Below are 18,668 nucleotides of genomic sequence, written 5' to 3'. Positions count from 1 at the left end.
GCCCGGCGAGGCCGGTGAAAAACAAGAAAAGGGTGAGGGCGTCGTGGCCACGACAGCCCTTCACCCTTTTTTGCTGTTCAGTCGGAGTTTGAATGAGCGTCACCACGTCGGATTTGCAGTCGAAGTCGAGCAATCGCGTCTTGCGCAGCATCATCGAGCTCCTGAGCTCGATGCGCTTCGCCATTGCGCTGCTCGTGATTCTGTCGATCGCCAGCATCATCGGCACCGTCCTCACGCAGGACGATCCGTATCCCAACTACGTCAACCAGTTCGGCCCGTTCTGGGCGGACATCTTCCGCGCGCTGAGCCTCTACACGGTGTACAGCTCGTGGTGGTTCATGCTGATTCTCGGCTTCCTGATGGTGTCGGTGTCGCTGTGCGTGATCCGCAATGCACCGAAGATGGTCGCCGACGTGAAGAGCTGGAAGGACAAGGTCCGCGAAGGCAGTCTGCGTGCGTTCCATCACAAGGGCGAGTTCGCCGTGCGCGGCACGCGCGCGCAGAGCGCGGCGGTGCTCGGCAAGCTCTCGGCGAAGCTCGGCTACAAGTTCGTCACGCGCGAGTCGGAAGGCGCGACGCTGATCGCCGCGAAGCGCGGCGCGATGACGAAATTCGGCTACATCTCCGCGCACATCGCGATCGTGGTGATCTGCCTCGGTGGTCTGCTCGACAGCAATCTGCCGATCAAGCTGCAGATGTGGCTCTTCGACAAGTCGCCGATCCGCTCGAACACGGTCATCAACGACATTCCGCCCGAGCACCGCCTGTCGCAATCGAACCCGACGTTCCGCGGCTACGCGTGGGTGCCCGAAGGGCAGCACGTGTCGACGGCGATCCTGAACCAGCCCGACGGCTCGCTGATCCAGGACCTGCCGTTTTCGATCGAGCTGAACAAGTTCATCGTCGATTACTACTCGACCGGCATGCCGAAGCTGTTCGCAAGCGACATCGTCGTGATCGATCACAAGACCGGCGCGCGCGTGCCGGCGCGCGTGGAGGTCAACAAGCCGTTCGAATACGACGGCGTGTCGATCTATCAGTCGAGTTTCCAGGACGGCGGCTCGCAGATGCAGATGACCGCGTACCCGATGTCCGGCCCGAGCGCGAAGTCCGCGCCGTTCGGCGGCACGATCGGCGGCAGCGCGCCGTTGAGCGCGGCCACGCCGCTCGCCGACGGCCAGACTGTCGAATTTACCGACTTCCGCGCAATCAACGTCGAAAACATCTCGAACGGCAACGGCCAGAACGATGCGCGCGGTGTCGCCGCGCATCAATCGCTGAAAGAGGCGTTCGACGAGCGCCTCGGCTCCGGCGCGAAGACCTCGAAGCCGCTCGATCTGCACAACGTCGGCCCGTCGGTGCAATACAAGATTCGCGGCAAGGACGGCCAGGCGCGTGAGTACAACAACTACATGCTGCCGGTGGACGTCGGCGGCGAAAAGATGTTCCTCGCCGGCATGCGCCTGAATCCCGACGATCCGTTCCGCTACCTGCGCATTCCCGCCGACAGCGGCGGCACGCTCAAGGAGTGGATGAACCTGCGTGCGACGCTCGAAGACCCGGCCATGCGCGCCACGGCTGCTCATCAGTTTGCGCTGCGTTCGGTGCCGGGCTCGAACGCCGAACTGCAGCAGCATCTGGAGGAAAGTGCGCTGCGGGTGCTGACCCTGTTTGCTGGCGCGGACAGCAGCATGAAGATGCCGAATGGCGAAACGCCGGGCGGCTTCCAGGCGATCGCCGGTTTTATCGACCGCTCGGTGCCGAAGGGTGAGCAGGAAAAGGCCGCGGGCCTGCTGCTGCGCATGCTCGAAGGCGTGACGTGGGACCTGTGGCAGCTGTCGCGCCAGCAGCTCGGCGAGCCTGCCGCAACGGCCAACGCGGACACGAGCCGGTTCGTTCAGAGTTCGCTCAACGCGATGTCCGACAGCTTTCTGTATGGATCGCCGGTCTATCTGCAGCTTGACTCATTCAAGCAGGTGCAAGCTTCGGTATTTCAGTTGACGCGCGCGCCGGGCAAAAAAGTCGTGTATCTTGGCAGCCTGCTTCTCGTATTGGGCATCTTTTCGATGTTCTACGTTCGCGAACGGCGCCTGTGGTTCTGGCTCAAGGATACGGGCCACGGCACGAACGTCGTGATGGCGATGTCGAGCGCGCGCAAGACGCTCGACTTCGAAAAGGAGTTCGTCCAGACGCGCGACGCCGTAGGCGCCGCACTGGGCGCGAAACTCATCGAAGCAGCCGACGCCGCCAGCCCGCCCGCTCAGACCGGCGCGCCGTCGGCAAGCTCACAGGATTCGACCCGATAAGATCATGGACTTGACTCAGGTTTCCTCATCCTCGTCCGTTCCGCGCGCCGACAAGGCGTTCGCGAGCGGCACGCCCGAACTCCCGCACTATGACGAGCGGCCGTTCCTGAAACGGCTCGGCATCGTCGACTGGCTGTTCGCCCTTGTCCTGGTAGGGGGCGCCGGGTTTGCGCTGTCGCGCTATCACCCGTTCATGAACTATTACGACAAGCTCGTGCTGGTGTGCGCGGTGCCCGTCTTCGTCGTGCTCGGCTGGCGCTGGAAGCCGGTGCGTCCGCTGATGGTGGGAATCGCCGCGCTGTCGCTGCTCGCCATCCAGATCTACCACGGCGATCTGAGCCGCGCCGACAACGAGTTCTTCCTCAAGTATTTTCTGTCGAGCCAGTCCGCGATCCTGTGGATGAGCGCGCTGTTCGTGTTCGCGACCGTGTTCTACTGGATCGGGCTGCTGTCGCGCTCGCCGACAGGCGCGGCGATCGGCTCGAAAATGACGTGGGCGGCCGTGCTGATGGGCTTCGTCGGCATGATGGTGCGCTGGTACGAGTCGTATCTGATCGGCGCGGACGTCGGCCATATTCCGATCTCGAACCTCTATGAAGTGTTCGTGCTGTTCAGCCTGATTACGGCGCTGTTCTACCTGTACTACGAGCAGCACTACAACACGCGCGCGCTCGGGGCGTTCGTGCTGCTCGTGATCAGCGCGGCGGTCGGCTTCCTGATGTGGTACTCGGTCGCGCGCGACGCGCAGCAGATCCAGCCGCTCGTGCCGGCGCTGCAAAGCTGGTGGATGAAGATTCACGTGCCGGCGAACTTTATCGGCTATGGCAGCTTCGCGCTCTCGGCGATGGTCGGCGTCGCGTATCTGGCGAAGGAGCGCGGCGTGCTGGCGGACCGTCTGCCCGCGCTCGACGTGCTCGACGACCTGATGTACAAGTCGATCGCGGTCGGCTTCGCGTTCTTCACGATCGCGACGATTCTGGGCGCGTTGTGGGCCGCCGAAGCATGGGGCGGCTACTGGAGCTGGGACCCGAAGGAGACGTGGGCGCTGATCGTGTGGCTGAACTACGCGGCGTGGCTGCACATGCGTCTGATGAAGGGGCTGCGCGGCGCAGTGGCAGCATGGTGGGCGCTGACCGGCCTGCTGGTCACGACCTTCGCATTCCTTGGCGTGAACATGTTCCTGTCGGGCTTGCATAGTTACGGCAAGCTGTAAGATCCGTCGCGCTGAACCGACTAAGAACCGCCGGGTGCTTTGCACCGGCGGTTTTTTTATGGCCGAAGGAATATCTGTTGCATCCGGGTGTTCGCCGAACGAGTACCTAAGTGAGTACCTGTGGATGACAGACGCCCTCGAACGGACGATCATCAATATGGCCCGGCAACGTGCGTCGCGCGGCGGGCCGGCAAGGAGCAGCACGATGTGGATCAAGCGAAGCGACAGAATTCAACTGACCGGCGATGACATCGCGCGCAGCGAAATCACGCCACGGCACGTGTTCGAGAACCGGCGGCGCATCCTGCAGGCGGCGGGCGCGATGGCGCTCGGCAGCCTGATCGGTGTAAGCGGCGAGGCGCTCGCGACGTACTCGTCGCCGGATCCGAAGGCGCAGAAGCTCGCGGCGAGGACCAACACGAAGTTCGTCGCGCTGGACAAGATCACGCCGTACAAGGACATCACGACGTACAACAATTTCTACGAGTTCGGCACCGACAAATCCGACCCCGCGCAGAACGCGGGCACGCTGCGGCCGCGTCCGTGGAAGGTGAGCGTCGAGGGCGAGATCAAGAATCCGAAGGTGTACGACATCGACGAATTGCTGAAGCTCGCGCCGCTCGAGGAGCGCGTGTACCGGCATCGCTGCGTCGAGGGCTGGTCGATTGTGGTGCCGTGGATTGGCGTCTCGCTTTCGGAGCTGATCAAACGCGTCGAGCCCACCGGCAATGCCAAATACGTGCAGTTCATCACGCTCGCCGATCCGTCGCAGATGCCGGGGCTCTCGACGCCCGTGCTCGACTGGCCGTATTCCGAAGGCTTGCGGATGGACGAAGCGATGCATCCACTGACGCTGCTGACGATGGGCCTCTACGGCCAGGTGCTGCCGAACCAGAACGGCGCGCCGGTGCGCGTCGTGGTGCCGTGGAAGTACGGCTTCAAGAGTGCGAAATCGCTCGTGAAAATCCGCTTCGTCGAGAAGCAGCCGCCGACCAGTTGGAACACCTACGCGTCGAACGAATACGGCTTTTATTCGAACGTGAATCCGAACGTCGATCATCCGCGCTGGAGCCAGGCGACCGAGCGGCGCATCGGCGAGGACGGCTTTTTCACGCCGAAGCGCAAGACGCTGATGTTCAACGGCTACGGCGATCAGGTCGCGTTGCTCTATCAGGGCATGGACCTGAAGAAGAATTTCTGAGGCGAGGGCGATGACTTCCGATACGCAATCCGCCACCCGGCCCGAACCTGTAAGACCGCGCGCGGCGTCCGCCGCGCGTGCATCGTCGGCGGCGCAGCGGCGCACTGGCGGCGCGCGCTGGATCGTGCCGGCCAAGGTCGCGGTGTTCATCGCGGCGCTGTACCCGCTCGCGCGCCTCGTGCTGTTCGGCGTGACCGACCGGCTCGGCGCGAATCCCATCGAGTTCATCACGCGCTCCACGGGCCTGTGGACGCTCGTGTTCCTCTGCATCACGCTTGCCGTGACGCCGTTGCGCCGCCTCACCGGCGTCGCCGCGTTCGTGCGTTTCCGGCGCATGCTCGGGCTCTACACGTTCTTCTACGCCACGCTGCATTTCACCACTTACCTCTGGTTCGACAAGTGGTTCGATCTTGCGGCGATTTTCAAGGACATCGGCAAGCGGCCGTTCATCACGGTGGGCTTCGCGGCGTTCGTGCTGCTGATCGCGCTCGCGGTCACGTCGCCGCGCGCGATGGTGCGCAAGCTCGGGCGCCGCTGGCAAACGCTGCATCGCGCGATCTATGCGATCGGCGCGCTCGCGATCCTGCACTTCTGGTGGATGAAGGCGGGCAAGCACGATCTGCTGCTGCCGAAGATTTACGGCGCGATCATGATCGCGTTGCTCGGCTGGCGCCTGGTCGTGTGGCTGCGCGAGCGGAGCATGAAGACGCGCCGACGGTGACGGTGAGCGTTCGGCTCACGCTGTTTCGATAGCGATAGCGCCCAATAGCAAAAAGGCGATGCCACTGCGGCATCGCCTTTTTGTTTGCGCTCAGTTCGAAATCCGGCGCGGACTTTGCCGCGCTGTTTGACATTGCTCGAGGTTTACGCCGGCAAAACCGTTTCACCTGCAAACAACTGCTGGATCTCTTCACGTGCGCGAACCACGTGCGCCTGTGTACCATCTACCATCACCTCGGCGGCGCGCGCACGCGTGTTGTAGTTCGAGCTCATCACGAAGCCGTACGCGCCGGCCGAGCGGATCGCGAGCAGATCGCCCGGCTCGACCGCGAGCAGGCGTTCGCGGCCGAGCCAGTCGCCGCTTTCGCACACCGGGCCGACCACGTCGTACACGTGAGCCGGCACGTCGCGCTTCACGACCGGCTCGATTGCGTGATACGCCTCGTACATCGCGGGGCGCGCGAGATCGGTCATGGCCGCGTCGACGATCGCGAAGTTCTTTTCCACGCCCGGCTTGAGAAACTCGACGCGCGTGAGCAGCACTCCCGCGTTGCCGACCAGCGAGCGGCCCGGCTCGAAATACACTTCGCGGTGGCCGTGGCCGCGCGCTTCGATGCGATCGAGCACCGTGCGCACGAACTCGCCGATTTCCGGCGGCGTTTCGTCGTCGTAGGTGATGCCGAGACCGCCGCCCACGTCGATGTGGCGAATCGTCATGCCGTCCTGCTCGATCTGCTCGACCAGTTCCAGCACCTTGTCGATCGCGTCGAGATAAGGCGCGACTTCAGTGATCTGCGAGCCGATATGACAGTCGATGCCGACCACCTCGAGATTCGCCATCGCCGCGGCCGCCTGATACGTGGCGCGCGCGTCTTCGAAGGCGACGCCGAACTTGTTCGTCTTCAGACCCGTGGAAATGTACGGATGCGTTTTCGCGTCGACGTCGGGGTTCACGCGCAGCGATACCGGCGCCTTCCTGCCCATTTCTCCCGCCACTGCATTGAGGCGATCGAGTTCGGGAATCGACTCGACGTTGAAACATTTGACGCCCGCCGCGAGCGCGTCGCGCATTTCGTTCGCCTGCTTGCCGACGCCCGAAAACACGGTGTTTTCCGCTTTGCCGCCGGCCGCGAGCACGCGCGCGAGTTCGCCGCCCGACACGATGTCGAAGCCCGCGCCTAGGCGCGCGAACACGTTCAGCACCGCGAGATTGCTGTTGGCCTTGACGGCCACGTGCACGCTCGCGCGACGTCCGGCGCAGGCGCCCGCGTAGGCGTTCCAGGCGGCGGTGAGCGCGGCGCGCGAATAGACGTAGAGCGGCGTGCCGAATTGCTCGGCGAGGGAAACGGCGGACACGCCTTCGGCGTGCAATACGCCGTCGACGTAGTCAAATGCGGATCGAGTCATGCGAAAGTCTTATTGAACGGAAGGGACAGCAGAAGCAGGCAGCGGCGCCGAAGGAGCGGAAGCCGCCGAAGCGGGCGGTGTGGCAAGCTGGTCTTCAGGCGAGAGCGTGAGCGGCGTGCCCGAGGTATCCGGAATCGAGCCCATGTCGGCCGCGCTGCCGCTGGCGGGTTGCGTTTGATCCGGCGGTGGCGTTTGCGTGCGGTGAGCCGGCGGAGCAGGCATCGGTGGCACGGTAGGCAGATAGAGCGAGCCGCGCTGGCCGCAACCGGCGAGCGCGCAACCTGCGAGAATGGCTAAAGCCGTTACAATCGCGCGGCCGGGCGCTGCCGCGCTCATCCGCATCCGAGATACGACTCGCATGACTGTCCCTGAATGAATAATCGATGGAGTTTAGCATGTCCGATAGTGATTACCTGACCCGTGCGGAAGCCGTGCTGGCCGCCATCGAGAGCGCGCTCGACGACACCAGCGCCGACATCGAATTCGAGCGCAGCGGCAATGTCCTGACGCTCGAATTCGAGAATCGTACGAAGATTATCGTCAACCTCCAGCCGCCGATGAGCGAGATCTGGATCGCGGCGAAGGCGGGCGGTTTTCACTTCCGTTTCGTCGACGGGCAATGGCGCGACACCCGCAGCGGCGCGGAGTTTTTCGCCGCGCTGTCGCAGTACGCGAGCGAGCAGGCCGGGGAGCCGGTACGCATTGCTGCGCAGTAAGGCCGCGCAGTGAGGCTGTGCAGTGAGGCTGCGTCGCTGCGCGCGAGGCACGATGGTGCTGCCGCTCTGGAGCGATAGCAGCACGACCCGCGTGAATCGCAGCGCCCAAAACAAAACCGCCGCGTATCGAACGCGGCGGTTTTTTCTTTCTGGCGAGACATCGACGCGGCTTCAGTGCCCGCGGAACAGATTCATGATGTCCTGTTTCTCCTGTTCCCCGACCTGCTCCGGCGCGGCTGCGGAAGCGCCGCTCGCCCCGGCGTCGAGCGTCGCCTGACTCACGCCGACTGTCGCGATGAAACCGTGCCCCGGCGTGAAGTTATCGAAATAAAGCTCCGAGCCGATTTCGGTCACGTCGTCGGGGCGCGGCATCTTGTATTCGGGTACGCCCTTGAGCGCGCGGCCCATGTACTCGATCCATACCGGCAACGCGAGTCCGCCGCCCGTTTCCTTGTCGCCGAGACTGCGCGGGTTGTCGTAGCCGATCCACGCGATGGCCGTAAGCGTGTGCTGATAACCGGCGAACCATGCGTCGCGGGAATCGTTGGTCGTGCCGGTCTTGCCGCCGATATCGGTGCGCTTGAGCGCGTTGCTCTTCGCACCCGTACCGCGTTGCGCGACGCTTTGCAGCAGGCTGTTCATCACGTACGCGTTGCGCGGCTCGATCGCGAACGGCGCGCTTCGTCCGGCCACGAGCGGCTGCGCCTGCGCGACGACGACGCCGCGCTGATCGGTGACTTCGGCGATCAGATACGGGTTGATCCGGTAGCCGCCGTTCGCGAACACCGAGAACGCGCCCGCCATCTGCAACGGCGTGACGAGACCCGCGCCGAGCGCCATCGGCAGATAGGCGGGGTGACGGTCCGCGTCGAAGCCGAAGCGGGTGATGTACTGCTGCGCGTACTTCGTGCCGATATGGTTCAGGATGCGGATCGACACCAGGTTCTTCGACTTCTGCAGCGCGGTGCGCATCGTCATCGGACCGTCGAAGCCGCCGCCGTAGTTCTTCGGCTCCCATGCCTGGCCGCCGGTTTCGGCCGCGCTGAAAAAGAGCGGCGCGTCGTTGATGATCGTGGCCGGCCCCAGCCCCTTTTCGAGCGACGCCGAATAGATGAACGGCTTGAAACTCGAACCCGGCTGACGCCACGCCTGAGTCACGTGGTTGAACTTGTTCTTGTTGAAGTCGAAGCCGCCGACGAGCGCGCGAATCGCGCCGTCCTGCGGCACCACGGAAATGAACGCGCCTTCCACCTGCGGCAGTTGCGTGATCGACCAGTCGCCGTCGTCGTTCTTCACGAGCCGCACGATCGCACCGGGCCGGATGCGCTGATTCGGCTGTGCCCGCGTGCCGAGCGCGAACTGCGCGTAGCGCAGGCCGTCGCCCTGAATCGTCGCGACATTGCCGTCGATGAACGTCGCCTGCACCTGCTTCGGGCTGGCCGCCGTGACGACGGCCGCGATGATCTCGCCGTTGTCCGGATGTTCGGCGAGCGCGTCGTCGATCGCCTGCTCGCGCTCTTCCGCATCGGCCGGCAGATCGATGAACGCTTCCGGCCCGCGATAGCCGTGCCGCCGTTCGTAGTCCATCAGACCTTTGCGCAGCGCGCGATAGGCGACGTCCTGATCGGCCGAGTCGATCGTGGTCACGACGTTGAGTCCGCGCGTGTACGCCTCTTCGTGGTACTGCGCGTACATCATCTGCCGCACCATTTCCGCGACGTACTCCGCGTGCACGCTGTACTCCTTGCCCATGCCCTTGACGACGAGCGGCTGCTGGCGCGCCTCGTCGTACTGCTCCTGGGTGATGTAGTGCAGCTCGTACATGCGTTGCAGGATGTACTCCTGCCGCACCTTCGCGCGCTTCGGATTGACCACCGGGTTATATGCGGACGGCGCCTTCGGCAGGCCGGCCAGCATCGCCGATTCGGCGAGCGTCAGCTCCTTGAGGTCCTTGCCGAAGTACACGCGCGCCGCGCTCGCGAAACCATACGCGCGTTGACCGAGATAGATCTGATTCATGTAGACCTCGAGAATCTGATCCTTGGTCAGCTTCGACTCGATCTTGTACGCGAGCAGCATCTCGTAAATCTTGCGCGTGTAGGTCTTCTCGCTCGAGAGGAAGAAGTTGCGCGCAACCTGCATCGTGATCGTGCTCGCGCCTTGCGTTGCATGGCCGTTGGTCAGCGCGACGAAGCCCGCGCGAGCGATGCCGGTGAGGTCGACGCCGCCGTGGTCGTAAAAGCGCGCGTCCTCGATCGCGAGGATCGCCTTCTTCAGACTGTCGGGCACGTCCTGGATGTGCACGATGTCGCGCCGCTCCTCGCCGAATTCGCCGATCAGCACATGGTCGGCCGTGTAGATGCGCAGCGGCACTTTCGGCCGGTAGTCGGTCAACGCATCCAGTGAAGGGAGGTTCGGCGTGGCGACCACGAGCGCATAGCCGAGCACCAGCGCCACGCACGCGACGCCCGCCACGATCAGCCCGGCAAGGCCGAGGAGGAGCTTCAGCCACAACGGGCGTTTGCGCTTTTTCGGCGCGGGCGGGGTAGACGTAGGAGACGTGGATTGCATAGGGATACCGGAAAAACAATCCCGCGATTATAGCTGCCTCGCCTTCCCGGCTTTCGGCCTGCTTACGTGGTGCGCGAAAGGGCTGTGCCCTGTGCGCGGGAATGACTTCACTGTAGTCCGTTTGATGCCGCGCGGGGCGCCTTCCCCTCAACGTTAGCCATTTGGCTGAATGTCGCGCGGCGCCGCGTCTCGCCACAATGATTCCCCGTTACTCGCGTTCGAATGGTTCGTCGCGTGAGTCAGAGGGAGGGTGTAATGGCATATAAAAATTCGTGGCTCGAGGCTATGCAATCGGGCCGGCAGCGGTTCGCCGCCGGGATCGACATTGGGTCGCAAAGCGTGCGTCTGGTCGTGCTGAGTCAGCGTTCGCGCGCGTTTGGCGCGCTGCATCTCGAATACGTGCAGACGGTGCCGCTTGCGGCCGGCGCGATGGCGGGCACCGAGGTCGTCGACCGGCAGGCCGTCGCGCGCGCATTGCGCGATGTCTTTGCCGGTCTGCCGCGCCTGTGCGCGACGCATGCGCTGCAATGTGCGATGGCGGTGCCCGCGTCGGCCACGCTGACGACCACCGTGCCGCTCGCACAGCTTGCCGCGCAGAGTCATTGCGCGGAAGAAGACGGCGGCCCCGCGCTCGCCGGACTCGCGCCCGCGGTGATGGGCGAGGCCGAGCGCATTGCCGGTATCGAGCGGCACGCGCTCGCGGTCGACTGGTTCGTCGACGAAACGCCGTCGCCGGTGCGTTCGGTGACGATTGCGGCGACCGCGCGCCAGCATCTCGAAGCGCGAATCGAATGTGCGGCGGCGGCGGGCATTTCGTTGACCGCGATCGACGGCGAACCTCATGCCGCGCTGCGTGCGATGCGCTACGCGGCGGATCAGGAGCTCGACCCGAACGAGCCGTATGCGGCGCTGTGGATCGGCACGGACGGCGTGTACGGGTGGCGCGTCGTCGATGGTGTGATCGACGGCCAGATGCACTATCCGGCGCCCGAGCATGCCGATCTCGCCGACGCGTTGCGCGACCTCGCCCATGGTCCGGTGCTCGATTGCGCACTGGTTGGCGGGGAGATCGATCTGCTCGACGGCGTTGGCTTTTCGCTGGCCGATGTCGGTGACGTGCTTGGCTGTTCGGTGTTGCCGTTCGAATGCGCGCTGCTCGGCAACCGCGTGCGTCCGCTCGACGACGCATTGCTGCACGAGCCGGCCGGCGCGGTTGCGTTCGGGCTCGCGTTGCGCGGGGTGATCGAATGATGCGCGGCCTTTCGCTTTCGTCCTGGCCGTTCTGGCGGACGGCGGGCTCGCCTATGCCACCGGCCGCGCTGCGTGAGACGCGCTTTGCAAGGCCGTGGCTCGGCGGCTTCAATCTGCTGCCTTACCGGCAACGCAATGCGCGGCTCGCGCGGCGGCGCTGTCAGCGGGACTGGCTCGTGGCGGCGTGCGTCGGCGCAGCCGGCGTGCTTGTGCTCGCGGGCTGGCAGGCATTCGACAAGATGCGGCTCGACGCGCGGCGCGTGTCGGCCGAACAGGCGCTCACGCAGCTCGGCGCGCCGCTCGCGGAGCACACGAAGCTGCTGCGAGCGCAAGACGATCTGCGCAAAAACGCCGCGCGCGCGACGAGCCTGTCCGCGCCGCTCACGCATGTGCTCGATCTGCTCGAGGCGCTGAGCTTCGAACCCGGCGACGGCGTCGTGCTGCGGCAATTGCGCCAGCGCGAGTACGAGACGGAGTTGCGTGCAACTTCGCGCAGCCATATCGCTTCGGCCGAATGGCTCAAACGCGTTGGTGCGGTCCACGGCGTGCGGGGCGCGGAGATGCGCGACCTGCATCGGCCGGCGGCACGCGGCGGCGCGGCGGACAAGACGGCGAACGCTCCAGTCGAGTTCGACGCGCGCCTGCGCTGGGATGAGCCGCCGCCCAAAAACCCCCTTCTTGCCGGCGCCTCGGCGGCGTATGGCGTGAAGTCCGCACAACCGGAAGGTGCAAAATGAGCACGACCTTTTTCGAGCCGGGCGGCGCGGCAAACGCCTCCCTTGATTTTTCGCGGTTGATGAAGCGCGTGCGTATGCCGCTCGACGCGTGGAGTCTGCGCCGCCGCCGGCTCGTCGCGGCGCTGATCGCCATGCTCGTGTTCGGCCTCGGTGCGTATGGCTGGATCTCCGCTGATGCCGGCGGCCTCGCGGCGAGTCGCGAGGCGCTCGTGGCCAGCACGCAGCGTCTCGCGGATGCGAAGCACGCGCTTGTGCAATTGCCTTCGTTACGTCGCGCAGCCGCCGCGCTGCCGGCCGTACCGTCGGCTCCCGTCTCATGGGGTTCCGCCGACGACGTGCGCATCGTCTCCGAGCTGGCCGCGCAGAACGGCGTCGCATTGCTCGCGGTTGAACCCGGTGCTGCGAGCGGCGATGGTGCTGAACGCATGCGCCCTTTGCTGCTCACTGCAAGCACGGACTTCGTTCATCTGATGGCGTTCTTCCACGGGCTCGCGCAACTGCCGGTGCTGATCGTTCCAGTCGATGTGAGCGTCAAGCAGGACAGCGCGGCGCTCGCGGTGAGTGCGACGCTGCGTGTGTTCGATGCGCTGCGGCCGGCGGCTCTTGCTGACGCCGCTCACGCGCGCGATGCAGTGAGCACTGACGCCGGCCTCGGCGCAAGTCTTGATGCTGACGAGTCGGACGAAGACGACGAAAACATCGTGTTCTTCGATCCATTTGCGCAGCCACCGATGCACGCAAGCGGCGAGCTGGCCGATGCGGTGCAACTGCGCCTGGTCGGCTTGCTGCGTGATCGCATGCGCGGCCTCGCGTTGCTCGATACGCCTGACGGCGTCGCCACGGTTACCGCTGGGCAGCAGCTTGGCGTCGAACGTGTTACGCGGCTCGACGCGCAGGGCATCACGCTCGCGAACGGCGGCACGACGCGCATGCTGACGCTGACGGAGGCTTCATGATGAACTGGATGAAGCGATGGCGTGTGGCGGTGTCGCGTGTCGGGCGTGGCTTGAGCCACGGTGTGGGGCTTCGCTCGAGGCTTTGTGTGCGCCTTTGCCTGAGTCTCTGCATCAGCACGACGCTCGGCGCGGGCATTGCGCAGGCTTCAACGCCGCCGCCGCTGTTGCCGCCGTTGCCGGCCTACACGCCGTTCGAAGACCCGGGCACGTCCGTCTATGCCGCCGATGCCGCTGACGAGGCGGCACCGTTGCCGCGCGGCGGGATCGGCGAAGCGTCGAACCCGTTTCGCGAGGACTCGGCGCAAAACGCGGCACCAAACCCGGCGCAGGAAGCGGAGTACGACCCGGACGCAAACCTGATGGTCGCGTCCTCGGTCAATGCGCCCAGCGCGCCCAACGCTTCCCCGGACGACGGCGCAGACATCGCCGGGCGTGCCGCACCTGTGCCGAAACAAGCCGCGGCCCCCGCGCGTGACGACACCGCCGGCACGACCACCCTGGAAGGCCCGCCCGTGCCGCTTCCGCCGCCGCTGCGCCTGAGCGGCACATCGAAAGGCGCGACCGATACCGGCTTGCCGGCCGGCAACAAACCTATCTCGCTGAATTTCCAGCGGGCCGAGCTCGGCGCCGTGCTCAAAGCGTTCGGCGAGTTCACCGGACTGAACATCGTCGCGAGCGAGAAAGTGCGCGGCGCCGTTTCGCTGCGGCTCGACAAGGTGCCGTGGCGCACTGCGTTCGACACACTGCTCGACGTCAACAATCTGGCGATGGAGCGCCACGGCAACGTGATCTGGGTCGCACCGGCCTCGGAGCTGGCCGCGCGCGAGCGGCAGCGCTTCGAAGCGCACGCGCGGGCCGCCGACCTCGAACCGCTCGCGAGCCGCACGTTCGAGCTGCACTACGCGCACGCCGAGGACGTGCGGCGCCTGCTGACCGGCTCCGGCACCCAGCGCGTGCTGTCCAAACGCGGCGCCGTGACCGCCGATCCGCGCACCAATCTGCTGTTCGTGACCGATCTCGCGGGGCGGCTCGAGCAGATCGCGGCGCTGATCGCCGCGGTCGACAGGCCGACCCGCCAGGTGTTGATCGAGGCGCGCATCGTCGAAGGCGATCATGGCTTTTCGCGCAATCTCGGCGTGCGGCTCTCGCTTGCGAGCACGAACGCGGGCTCAAGCGCGGACGGCACGGCAAGAGGGCTCAACGGCGGTAAAGATGGCACCGTCTACGATCTGTCGGCCCGTCCCCTCTCGGGTTTCGATGCAGCCACCGCCGGCCTGACGCTGTTCGCGGCCCATGCGACGCGGCTTCTGAATATCGAGTTGAGCGCGCTCGAGGCCGAAGGGCATGGGAAAATCGTCTCGAGCCCGCGGGTCGTCACCGCGGACCGGATGAAGGCGATCGTCGAACAGGGCACCGAATTGCCTTATCAGGCCAAGGTCGGGCAGGGCGTGTCGGGTGTGCAGTTTCGCCGGGCTACGCTCAAACTCGAGGTCGAACCGCAGATCATGCCGGACGGCCGTGTGGTGCTGGATCTCGATGTCGCGAAGGACAGCGTCGGCGAGCAGACCGACGCCGGGCCCGCGATCAACACCAAGCACGTGCGAACGCGCGTCGAGGTCGAGGATGGTGGTACGGTGTCGATAGGCGGAATTTACGCGACCGACGACCGGGACGACGTGGAGCGGGTGCCCTTCCTCGGCAAAATACCCGTGTTGGGCGCGCTTTTCCGCAATCGGACCCATCGTGACCAGCTCAGTGAGCTGGCGGTTTTCATCACGCCAAGCGTCGTTCACGAAAATTAGGGCGCGTTAGGGCACGCCAGCGCCGCCGTTCGCCGGCGGCGCGCAGGCTCGACAAGGCAGCCGCTTTGCCAGTAAGCTGCGGCACGAACTACACCGGATTAGCCAGAGGACACCGTTGCAAGCGCGGGACGCACACGCCAATGTATTTTTCGTAGGGCTCATGGGGGCAGGGAAAACCACTGTGGGCCGGGCGGTTGCGCGCCGTCTCGAGCGCCCGTTCTTCGATTCCGACCATGAAATCGAGGCACGCACGGGCGCGCGCATTCCCGTGATCTTCGAGCTGGAGGGCGAAGCGGGCTTTCGCGATCGCGAGGCAAACGTGATCTCCGAGCTGACCGGGCGCGACGATATCGTGCTCGCGACCGGCGGCGGCGCGGTGCTGCGGCCGGAAAACCGCGAGGTGCTGAAAAGCCGCGGCCTCGTGGTCTACCTGCGCGCCAATCCGCACGACCTGTGGCTGCGCACGCGGCGCGACAAGAATCGCCCGCTGCTGCAGACGGAAGACCCCAAGGCGCGCCTCGAAGCGCTCTATGAAGTGCGTGATCCGCTCTACCGGGAGTGCGCGCATTTCGTGATTGAAACCGGCCGGCCTTCGGTCAACGGACTCGTCAACATGGTTCTGATGCAGCTCGAGATGGCCGGCGTCGGCAAACATCCTGCGTCATAATGGACCGTATGATTACCGTCAACGTCGAACTGGGCGAGCGCGCCTACCCCATCCATATCGGTGCCGATCTGATCGGCCAGACTGCGCTGTTTGCGCCGCACATCGCCGGCAGCTCGGTCACCATCGTCACGAATACCACCGTCGATCCGCTCTATGGCGACAAGCTGCGCGCGGCGCTCGCGCCGCTCGGCAAGCAGGTGTCCACGGTCGTGTTACCGGACGGCGAAGCGCACAAGAATCTCGAAACGCTGAACCTGATCTTCGACGCGCTGCTCGGCGCGCGCGCGGATCGCAAGACCACGCTGATCGCTTTGGGCGGCGGCGTGATCGGCGACATGACTGGTTTTGCCGCGGCCTGCTATATGCGCGGCGTGCCGTTCATCCAGGTGCCGACCACGTTGCTGTCGCAGGTGGATTCGTCGGTGGGCGGCAAGACCGGCATCAATCATCCGCTCGGCAAGAACATGATCGGCGCGTTCTACCAGCCGCAGGCGGTGATTGCCGACATCGGCGCGCTGCGCACGTTGCCCGGGCGCGAACTGGCGGCGGGCATCGCCGAGGTCATCAAGACCGGCGCGATCGCCGACACCGGTTTCTTCACCTGGATCGAAGTCAATATCGAGGCGTTGAACCGCTGCGAACCCGAGGCGCTGGCCGAGGCGGTCAAGCGTTCGTGCGAGATCAAGGCATCGGTGGTCGCGCAGGACGAGCGCGAAGGCGGACTGCGCGCGATCCTCAATTTCGGCCACACGTTCGGTCATGCGATCGAAGCCGGGCTCGGCTACGGCGAGTGGCTGCACGGCGAGGCAGTCGGCTGCGGGATGGTGATGGCGGCGGACCTGTCCGTGCGTCTCGGCCATCTCGACGAAGCGTCGCGCAAGCGTCTCGTCGACGTGATCGTGGCCGCGCATCTGCCTACCCGTGCACCCGCGCTCGGCGCGGACCGCTACGTCGAACTGATGCAGGTCGACAAGAAAGCGGAAGGCGGAGCAATCAAGTTCATTCTGCTGAAGCGTTTCGGTGAGACGCTGATCACCCGGGCGCCCGACACCGAGGTGCATGCGACGCTGGCCGCCGCCGTATAGACCCGCTGCGGCATACTGCCACGCGTCGCGCATCCGCGTCAGAAGGCGCCGCCCATGTTTCGGAGAACCCGGTGACTGACAGGCGTAGCGACGACCTCAAACACGACCCGGCGGCGCGCTCGGCCGCCGTTGCGAACCCAGCGAGCACCGCAACCATCGCCACGGACGCGGCGGCCGTCGCCGCGCCGACCCAGCAGGCGCTCGAAGCGCACCTCGCGCCGTATGCGGCGCATTCGAACGAGTCGCGCGGGCGCCGCTATCCCGAGGACGCACCGAGCGCGCGCACGGAGTTTCAGCGCGACCGTGATCGCATCGTCCATTCGACCGCATTCCGCCGGCTCGAATACAAGACCCAGGTGTTCGTGAATCACGAGGGCGACCTGTTTCGCACACGCCTGACGCACAGCCTCGAAGTCGCGCAGATCGCGCGTTCGGTCGCACGCAATCTGCGCGTCAACGAAGACCTCGTCGAAGCGATTTCTCTCGCGCACGATCTCGGCCATACGCCGTTCGGCCATGCCGGCCAGGATGCGCTGAACGAATGCATGCGCGAGCATGGCGGCTTCGAACACAATCTGCAGAGCCTCGCGGTCGTCGACGAACTCGAGGAGCACTACGGTGCGTTCAACGGCCTGAACCTCTGCTTCGAAACGCGCGAGGGCATTCTCAAGCATTGCTCGCGGGAAAACGCGCGGCGGCTCGGCGCACTTGGCGAGCGCTTTCTCGAAGGGCGGCAGCCGTCGCTCGAAGCGCAGATCGCGAATGTCGCCGACGAAATCGCGTACAACAATCACGACGTCGACGATGGCTTGCGCTCCGGCCTGCTCACGATCGAGCAGCTCGCCGAAGTCGAGCTATGGCAGATGCACTACGAGGCGGCGCGCGGCGATTTTCCGCACATCGAGGGGCGCAGGCTGATTCACGAGACGGTGCGGCGCGTCATCAATACGCTGATCGTCGATCTGATCGAGGCGACCCGGCTGAACCTCGCGCGCTACGCGCCAGCATCGCTCGACGACGTGCGCGCCGCACCCGCGCTCGTCGCGCATAGCGACGCGATCGCCGCGCAGGCCGCGGCGCTCAAGCGCTTTCTGTTCAGAAACCTGTACCGCCACTACCGCGTGATGCGCATGGCTAACAAGGCGCGCCGCGTCGTGGTCGGTCTCTTCGACGCCTTCACCGACGATCCGCGGCTTTTGCCGCCTGGCTACCAGTCGGCGGACGCGGCGCTGCAGCCGCGTCTGATCGCGCATTACATCGCGGGCATGACGGATCGTTACGCAGTGAAGGAATATCAGCGGCTTTTTGTGATCGACGACAACTAGACGGCGAGGCGCAGCCGGAATGGGCAGGGCCCTGGCCAGTATTGTTGGCGCGGCGAGAGGCGGCGCGGCGGCCCCTCCACTTCATCGCATCCCGGCCACTCGCCTTAGCGCGAGCGCGACGCGAACAGCGCGCCCGCAATCAGCGCGAGCCCACCGACGATTGCAATCGTCTGCCACGGGTTTTCATGCACGTAGCTGTCAGCACCCGAGATCGCGACTCCGGCGCGTGCGCGCATGGACTCGCGCGTTTCGTTCAGGCGCGTGCGCGCCGCGTCGAGCTGGTTGCTCAGCCTGCCGCGCAACGCCACGGCATCGGCGTGGGTACCGTCTGCCAGCGTCGATTCGAGTTCCGACAGCAGTGTGCGCAATTCGGCCGCGATATCTTCCGCCGCATGCCGGCTATGCCGAGCGATGCGGCGCGCTCGGCGGCTCGCGCTGGTCCAGGATTCGCCGAGGGCGTCTCTCGTATTCGGAAGTGCTGTCATGGTCGCTCCGTCGAAGAGTTTAAAAGGTCCCACGCGCGATCGCGCAAACGCAGTATCGCGTCACCGCGCGGGAAACGCCATTAGAACGCAACTTCGATGCCAAACCGGCGGTTCCTTCGGGGCATGGCGCAGGAGAGTCGGCGGTGGCAGCAACGCGCGTCTATTCTCGGCAGATATTGCACGTGCCCGCACGCACCTACGTCAAATTTACAAACGCACGAAGCGC

General features: G+C 65.2%; 16 protein-coding genes. 12 read left to right on the top strand and 4 right to left on the bottom strand.

Translation table 11 applies throughout. The features are described 5' to 3' along the window. Positions 1-92: 92 nt before the first annotated feature. The 4 genes from B9Z01_RS30140 to msrQ all read left to right on the top strand — a co-directional run bounded on the left by B9Z01_RS30140 (position 93) and on the right by msrQ (position 5,441). On the top strand, positions 93-2,306 hold the full coding sequence (locus B9Z01_RS30140; RefSeq protein ID WP_085489221.1) for a cytochrome c biogenesis protein ResB: 2,214 nt from the start codon (positions 93-95) through the stop codon (positions 2,304-2,306). A 4-nt stretch (positions 2,307-2,310) separates the two neighbouring features. Further along, positions 2,311-3,519 (top strand): c-type cytochrome biogenesis protein CcsB, encoded by a 1,209-nt coding sequence (gene ccsB, locus B9Z01_RS30135; RefSeq protein WP_085489220.1) that lies wholly within the window; start codon positions 2,311-2,313, stop codon positions 3,517-3,519. A gap of 205 nt (positions 3,520-3,724) precedes the next feature. Beyond that, on the top strand, positions 3,725-4,720 hold the full coding sequence (gene msrP, locus B9Z01_RS30130; RefSeq protein WP_085489219.1) for a protein-methionine-sulfoxide reductase catalytic subunit MsrP: 996 nt from the start codon (positions 3,725-3,727) through the stop codon (positions 4,718-4,720). Positions 4,721-4,730: 10 nt separating this feature from the next. Beyond that, positions 4,731-5,441 carry a protein-methionine-sulfoxide reductase heme-binding subunit MsrQ gene (msrQ, locus tag B9Z01_RS30125; RefSeq protein WP_085489218.1) on the top strand — a complete coding sequence of 237 codons (711 nt, stop codon included), beginning with the start codon at positions 4,731-4,733 and terminating at the stop codon, positions 5,439-5,441. Positions 5,442-5,584: 143 nt separating this feature from the next. On the opposite strand, the gene lysA is transcribed toward msrQ, so the two are convergent. Next, positions 5,585-6,847, bottom strand: coding sequence for a diaminopimelate decarboxylase (lysA, locus tag B9Z01_RS30120; protein ID WP_085489217.1), 1,263 nt, complete (start codon positions 6,845-6,847; stop codon positions 5,585-5,587). A 9-nt stretch (positions 6,848-6,856) separates the two neighbouring features. Next, positions 6,857-7,207, bottom strand: a complete 351-nt coding sequence (gene lptM, locus B9Z01_RS30115; protein WP_085489216.1) for an LPS translocon maturation chaperone LptM — start codon at positions 7,205-7,207, stop codon at positions 6,857-6,859. 35 nt (positions 7,208-7,242) lie between these two features. On the opposite strand from lptM, the gene cyaY reads away from it, so the two are divergent. Further along, positions 7,243-7,563, top strand: coding sequence for an iron donor protein CyaY (gene cyaY / locus B9Z01_RS30110; RefSeq protein WP_085489215.1), 321 nt, complete (start codon positions 7,243-7,245; stop codon positions 7,561-7,563). Positions 7,564-7,734: 171 nt separating this feature from the next. On the opposite strand, the gene B9Z01_RS30105 is transcribed toward cyaY, so the two are convergent. Then, complete coding sequence (locus B9Z01_RS30105; protein WP_085489214.1) at positions 7,735-10,134, bottom strand: penicillin-binding protein 1A; 2,400 nt, start codon at positions 10,132-10,134, stop codon at positions 7,735-7,737. Between the two features lie 255 nt (positions 10,135-10,389). Here B9Z01_RS30105 and pilM point away from each other — a divergent pair, with 255 nt between their 5' ends. From pilM to B9Z01_RS30070, 7 genes are all read left to right on the top strand, one after another. Next, positions 10,390-11,385, top strand: coding sequence for a type IV pilus biogenesis protein PilM (pilM, locus tag B9Z01_RS30100; protein WP_085489213.1), 996 nt, complete (start codon positions 10,390-10,392; stop codon positions 11,383-11,385). A 53-nt stretch (positions 11,386-11,438) separates the two neighbouring features. Then, entirely contained in the window at positions 11,439-12,122 is a 684-nt protein-coding gene (locus B9Z01_RS30095) for a fimbrial assembly protein (RefSeq protein ID WP_085489252.1), read from the top strand. Further along, complete coding sequence (locus B9Z01_RS30090) at positions 12,119-13,078, top strand: hypothetical protein (protein WP_085489212.1); 960 nt, start codon at positions 12,119-12,121, stop codon at positions 13,076-13,078. The genes B9Z01_RS30095 and B9Z01_RS30090 overlap by 4 nt, the downstream gene beginning before the upstream one ends. Continuing rightward, positions 13,078-14,880: a type IV pilus secretin PilQ gene (locus B9Z01_RS30085; protein WP_420814738.1), complete on the top strand. Its 1,803-nt coding sequence runs from the start codon at positions 13,078-13,080 to the stop codon at positions 14,878-14,880. Before B9Z01_RS30090 ends, B9Z01_RS30085 begins: the two co-directional genes overlap by 1 nt. A gap of 115 nt (positions 14,881-14,995) precedes the next feature. Beyond that, positions 14,996-15,547, top strand: coding sequence for a shikimate kinase (locus tag B9Z01_RS30080; RefSeq protein ID WP_085489210.1), 552 nt, complete (start codon positions 14,996-14,998; stop codon positions 15,545-15,547). Further along, positions 15,547-16,632, top strand: coding sequence for a 3-dehydroquinate synthase (aroB, locus tag B9Z01_RS30075; protein WP_085489209.1), 1,086 nt, complete (start codon positions 15,547-15,549; stop codon positions 16,630-16,632). Before B9Z01_RS30080 ends, aroB begins: the two co-directional genes overlap by 1 nt. Positions 16,633-16,703: 71 nt before the next feature. Next, positions 16,704-17,957 (top strand): deoxyguanosinetriphosphate triphosphohydrolase, encoded by a 1,254-nt coding sequence (locus B9Z01_RS30070; protein WP_085489208.1) that lies wholly within the window; start codon positions 16,704-16,706, stop codon positions 17,955-17,957. A 104-nt stretch (positions 17,958-18,061) separates the two neighbouring features. Here the strand turns inward: B9Z01_RS30070 and B9Z01_RS30065 are convergent, their stop codons facing one another. Next, positions 18,062-18,442: an ElaB/YgaM/YqjD family protein gene (locus B9Z01_RS30065; RefSeq protein ID WP_085489207.1), complete on the bottom strand. Its 381-nt coding sequence runs from the start codon at positions 18,440-18,442 to the stop codon at positions 18,062-18,064. Positions 18,443-18,668 lie beyond the last annotated feature (226 nt).

Source organism: Paraburkholderia susongensis, assembly GCF_900177725.1.
Taxonomy (GTDB): Bacteria; Pseudomonadota; Gammaproteobacteria; order Burkholderiales; family Burkholderiaceae; genus Paraburkholderia; species Paraburkholderia susongensis.
The sequence above is the reverse complement of the archived record's forward strand: the minus strand, read 5'-3'. Positions and strand labels throughout refer to the sequence as shown.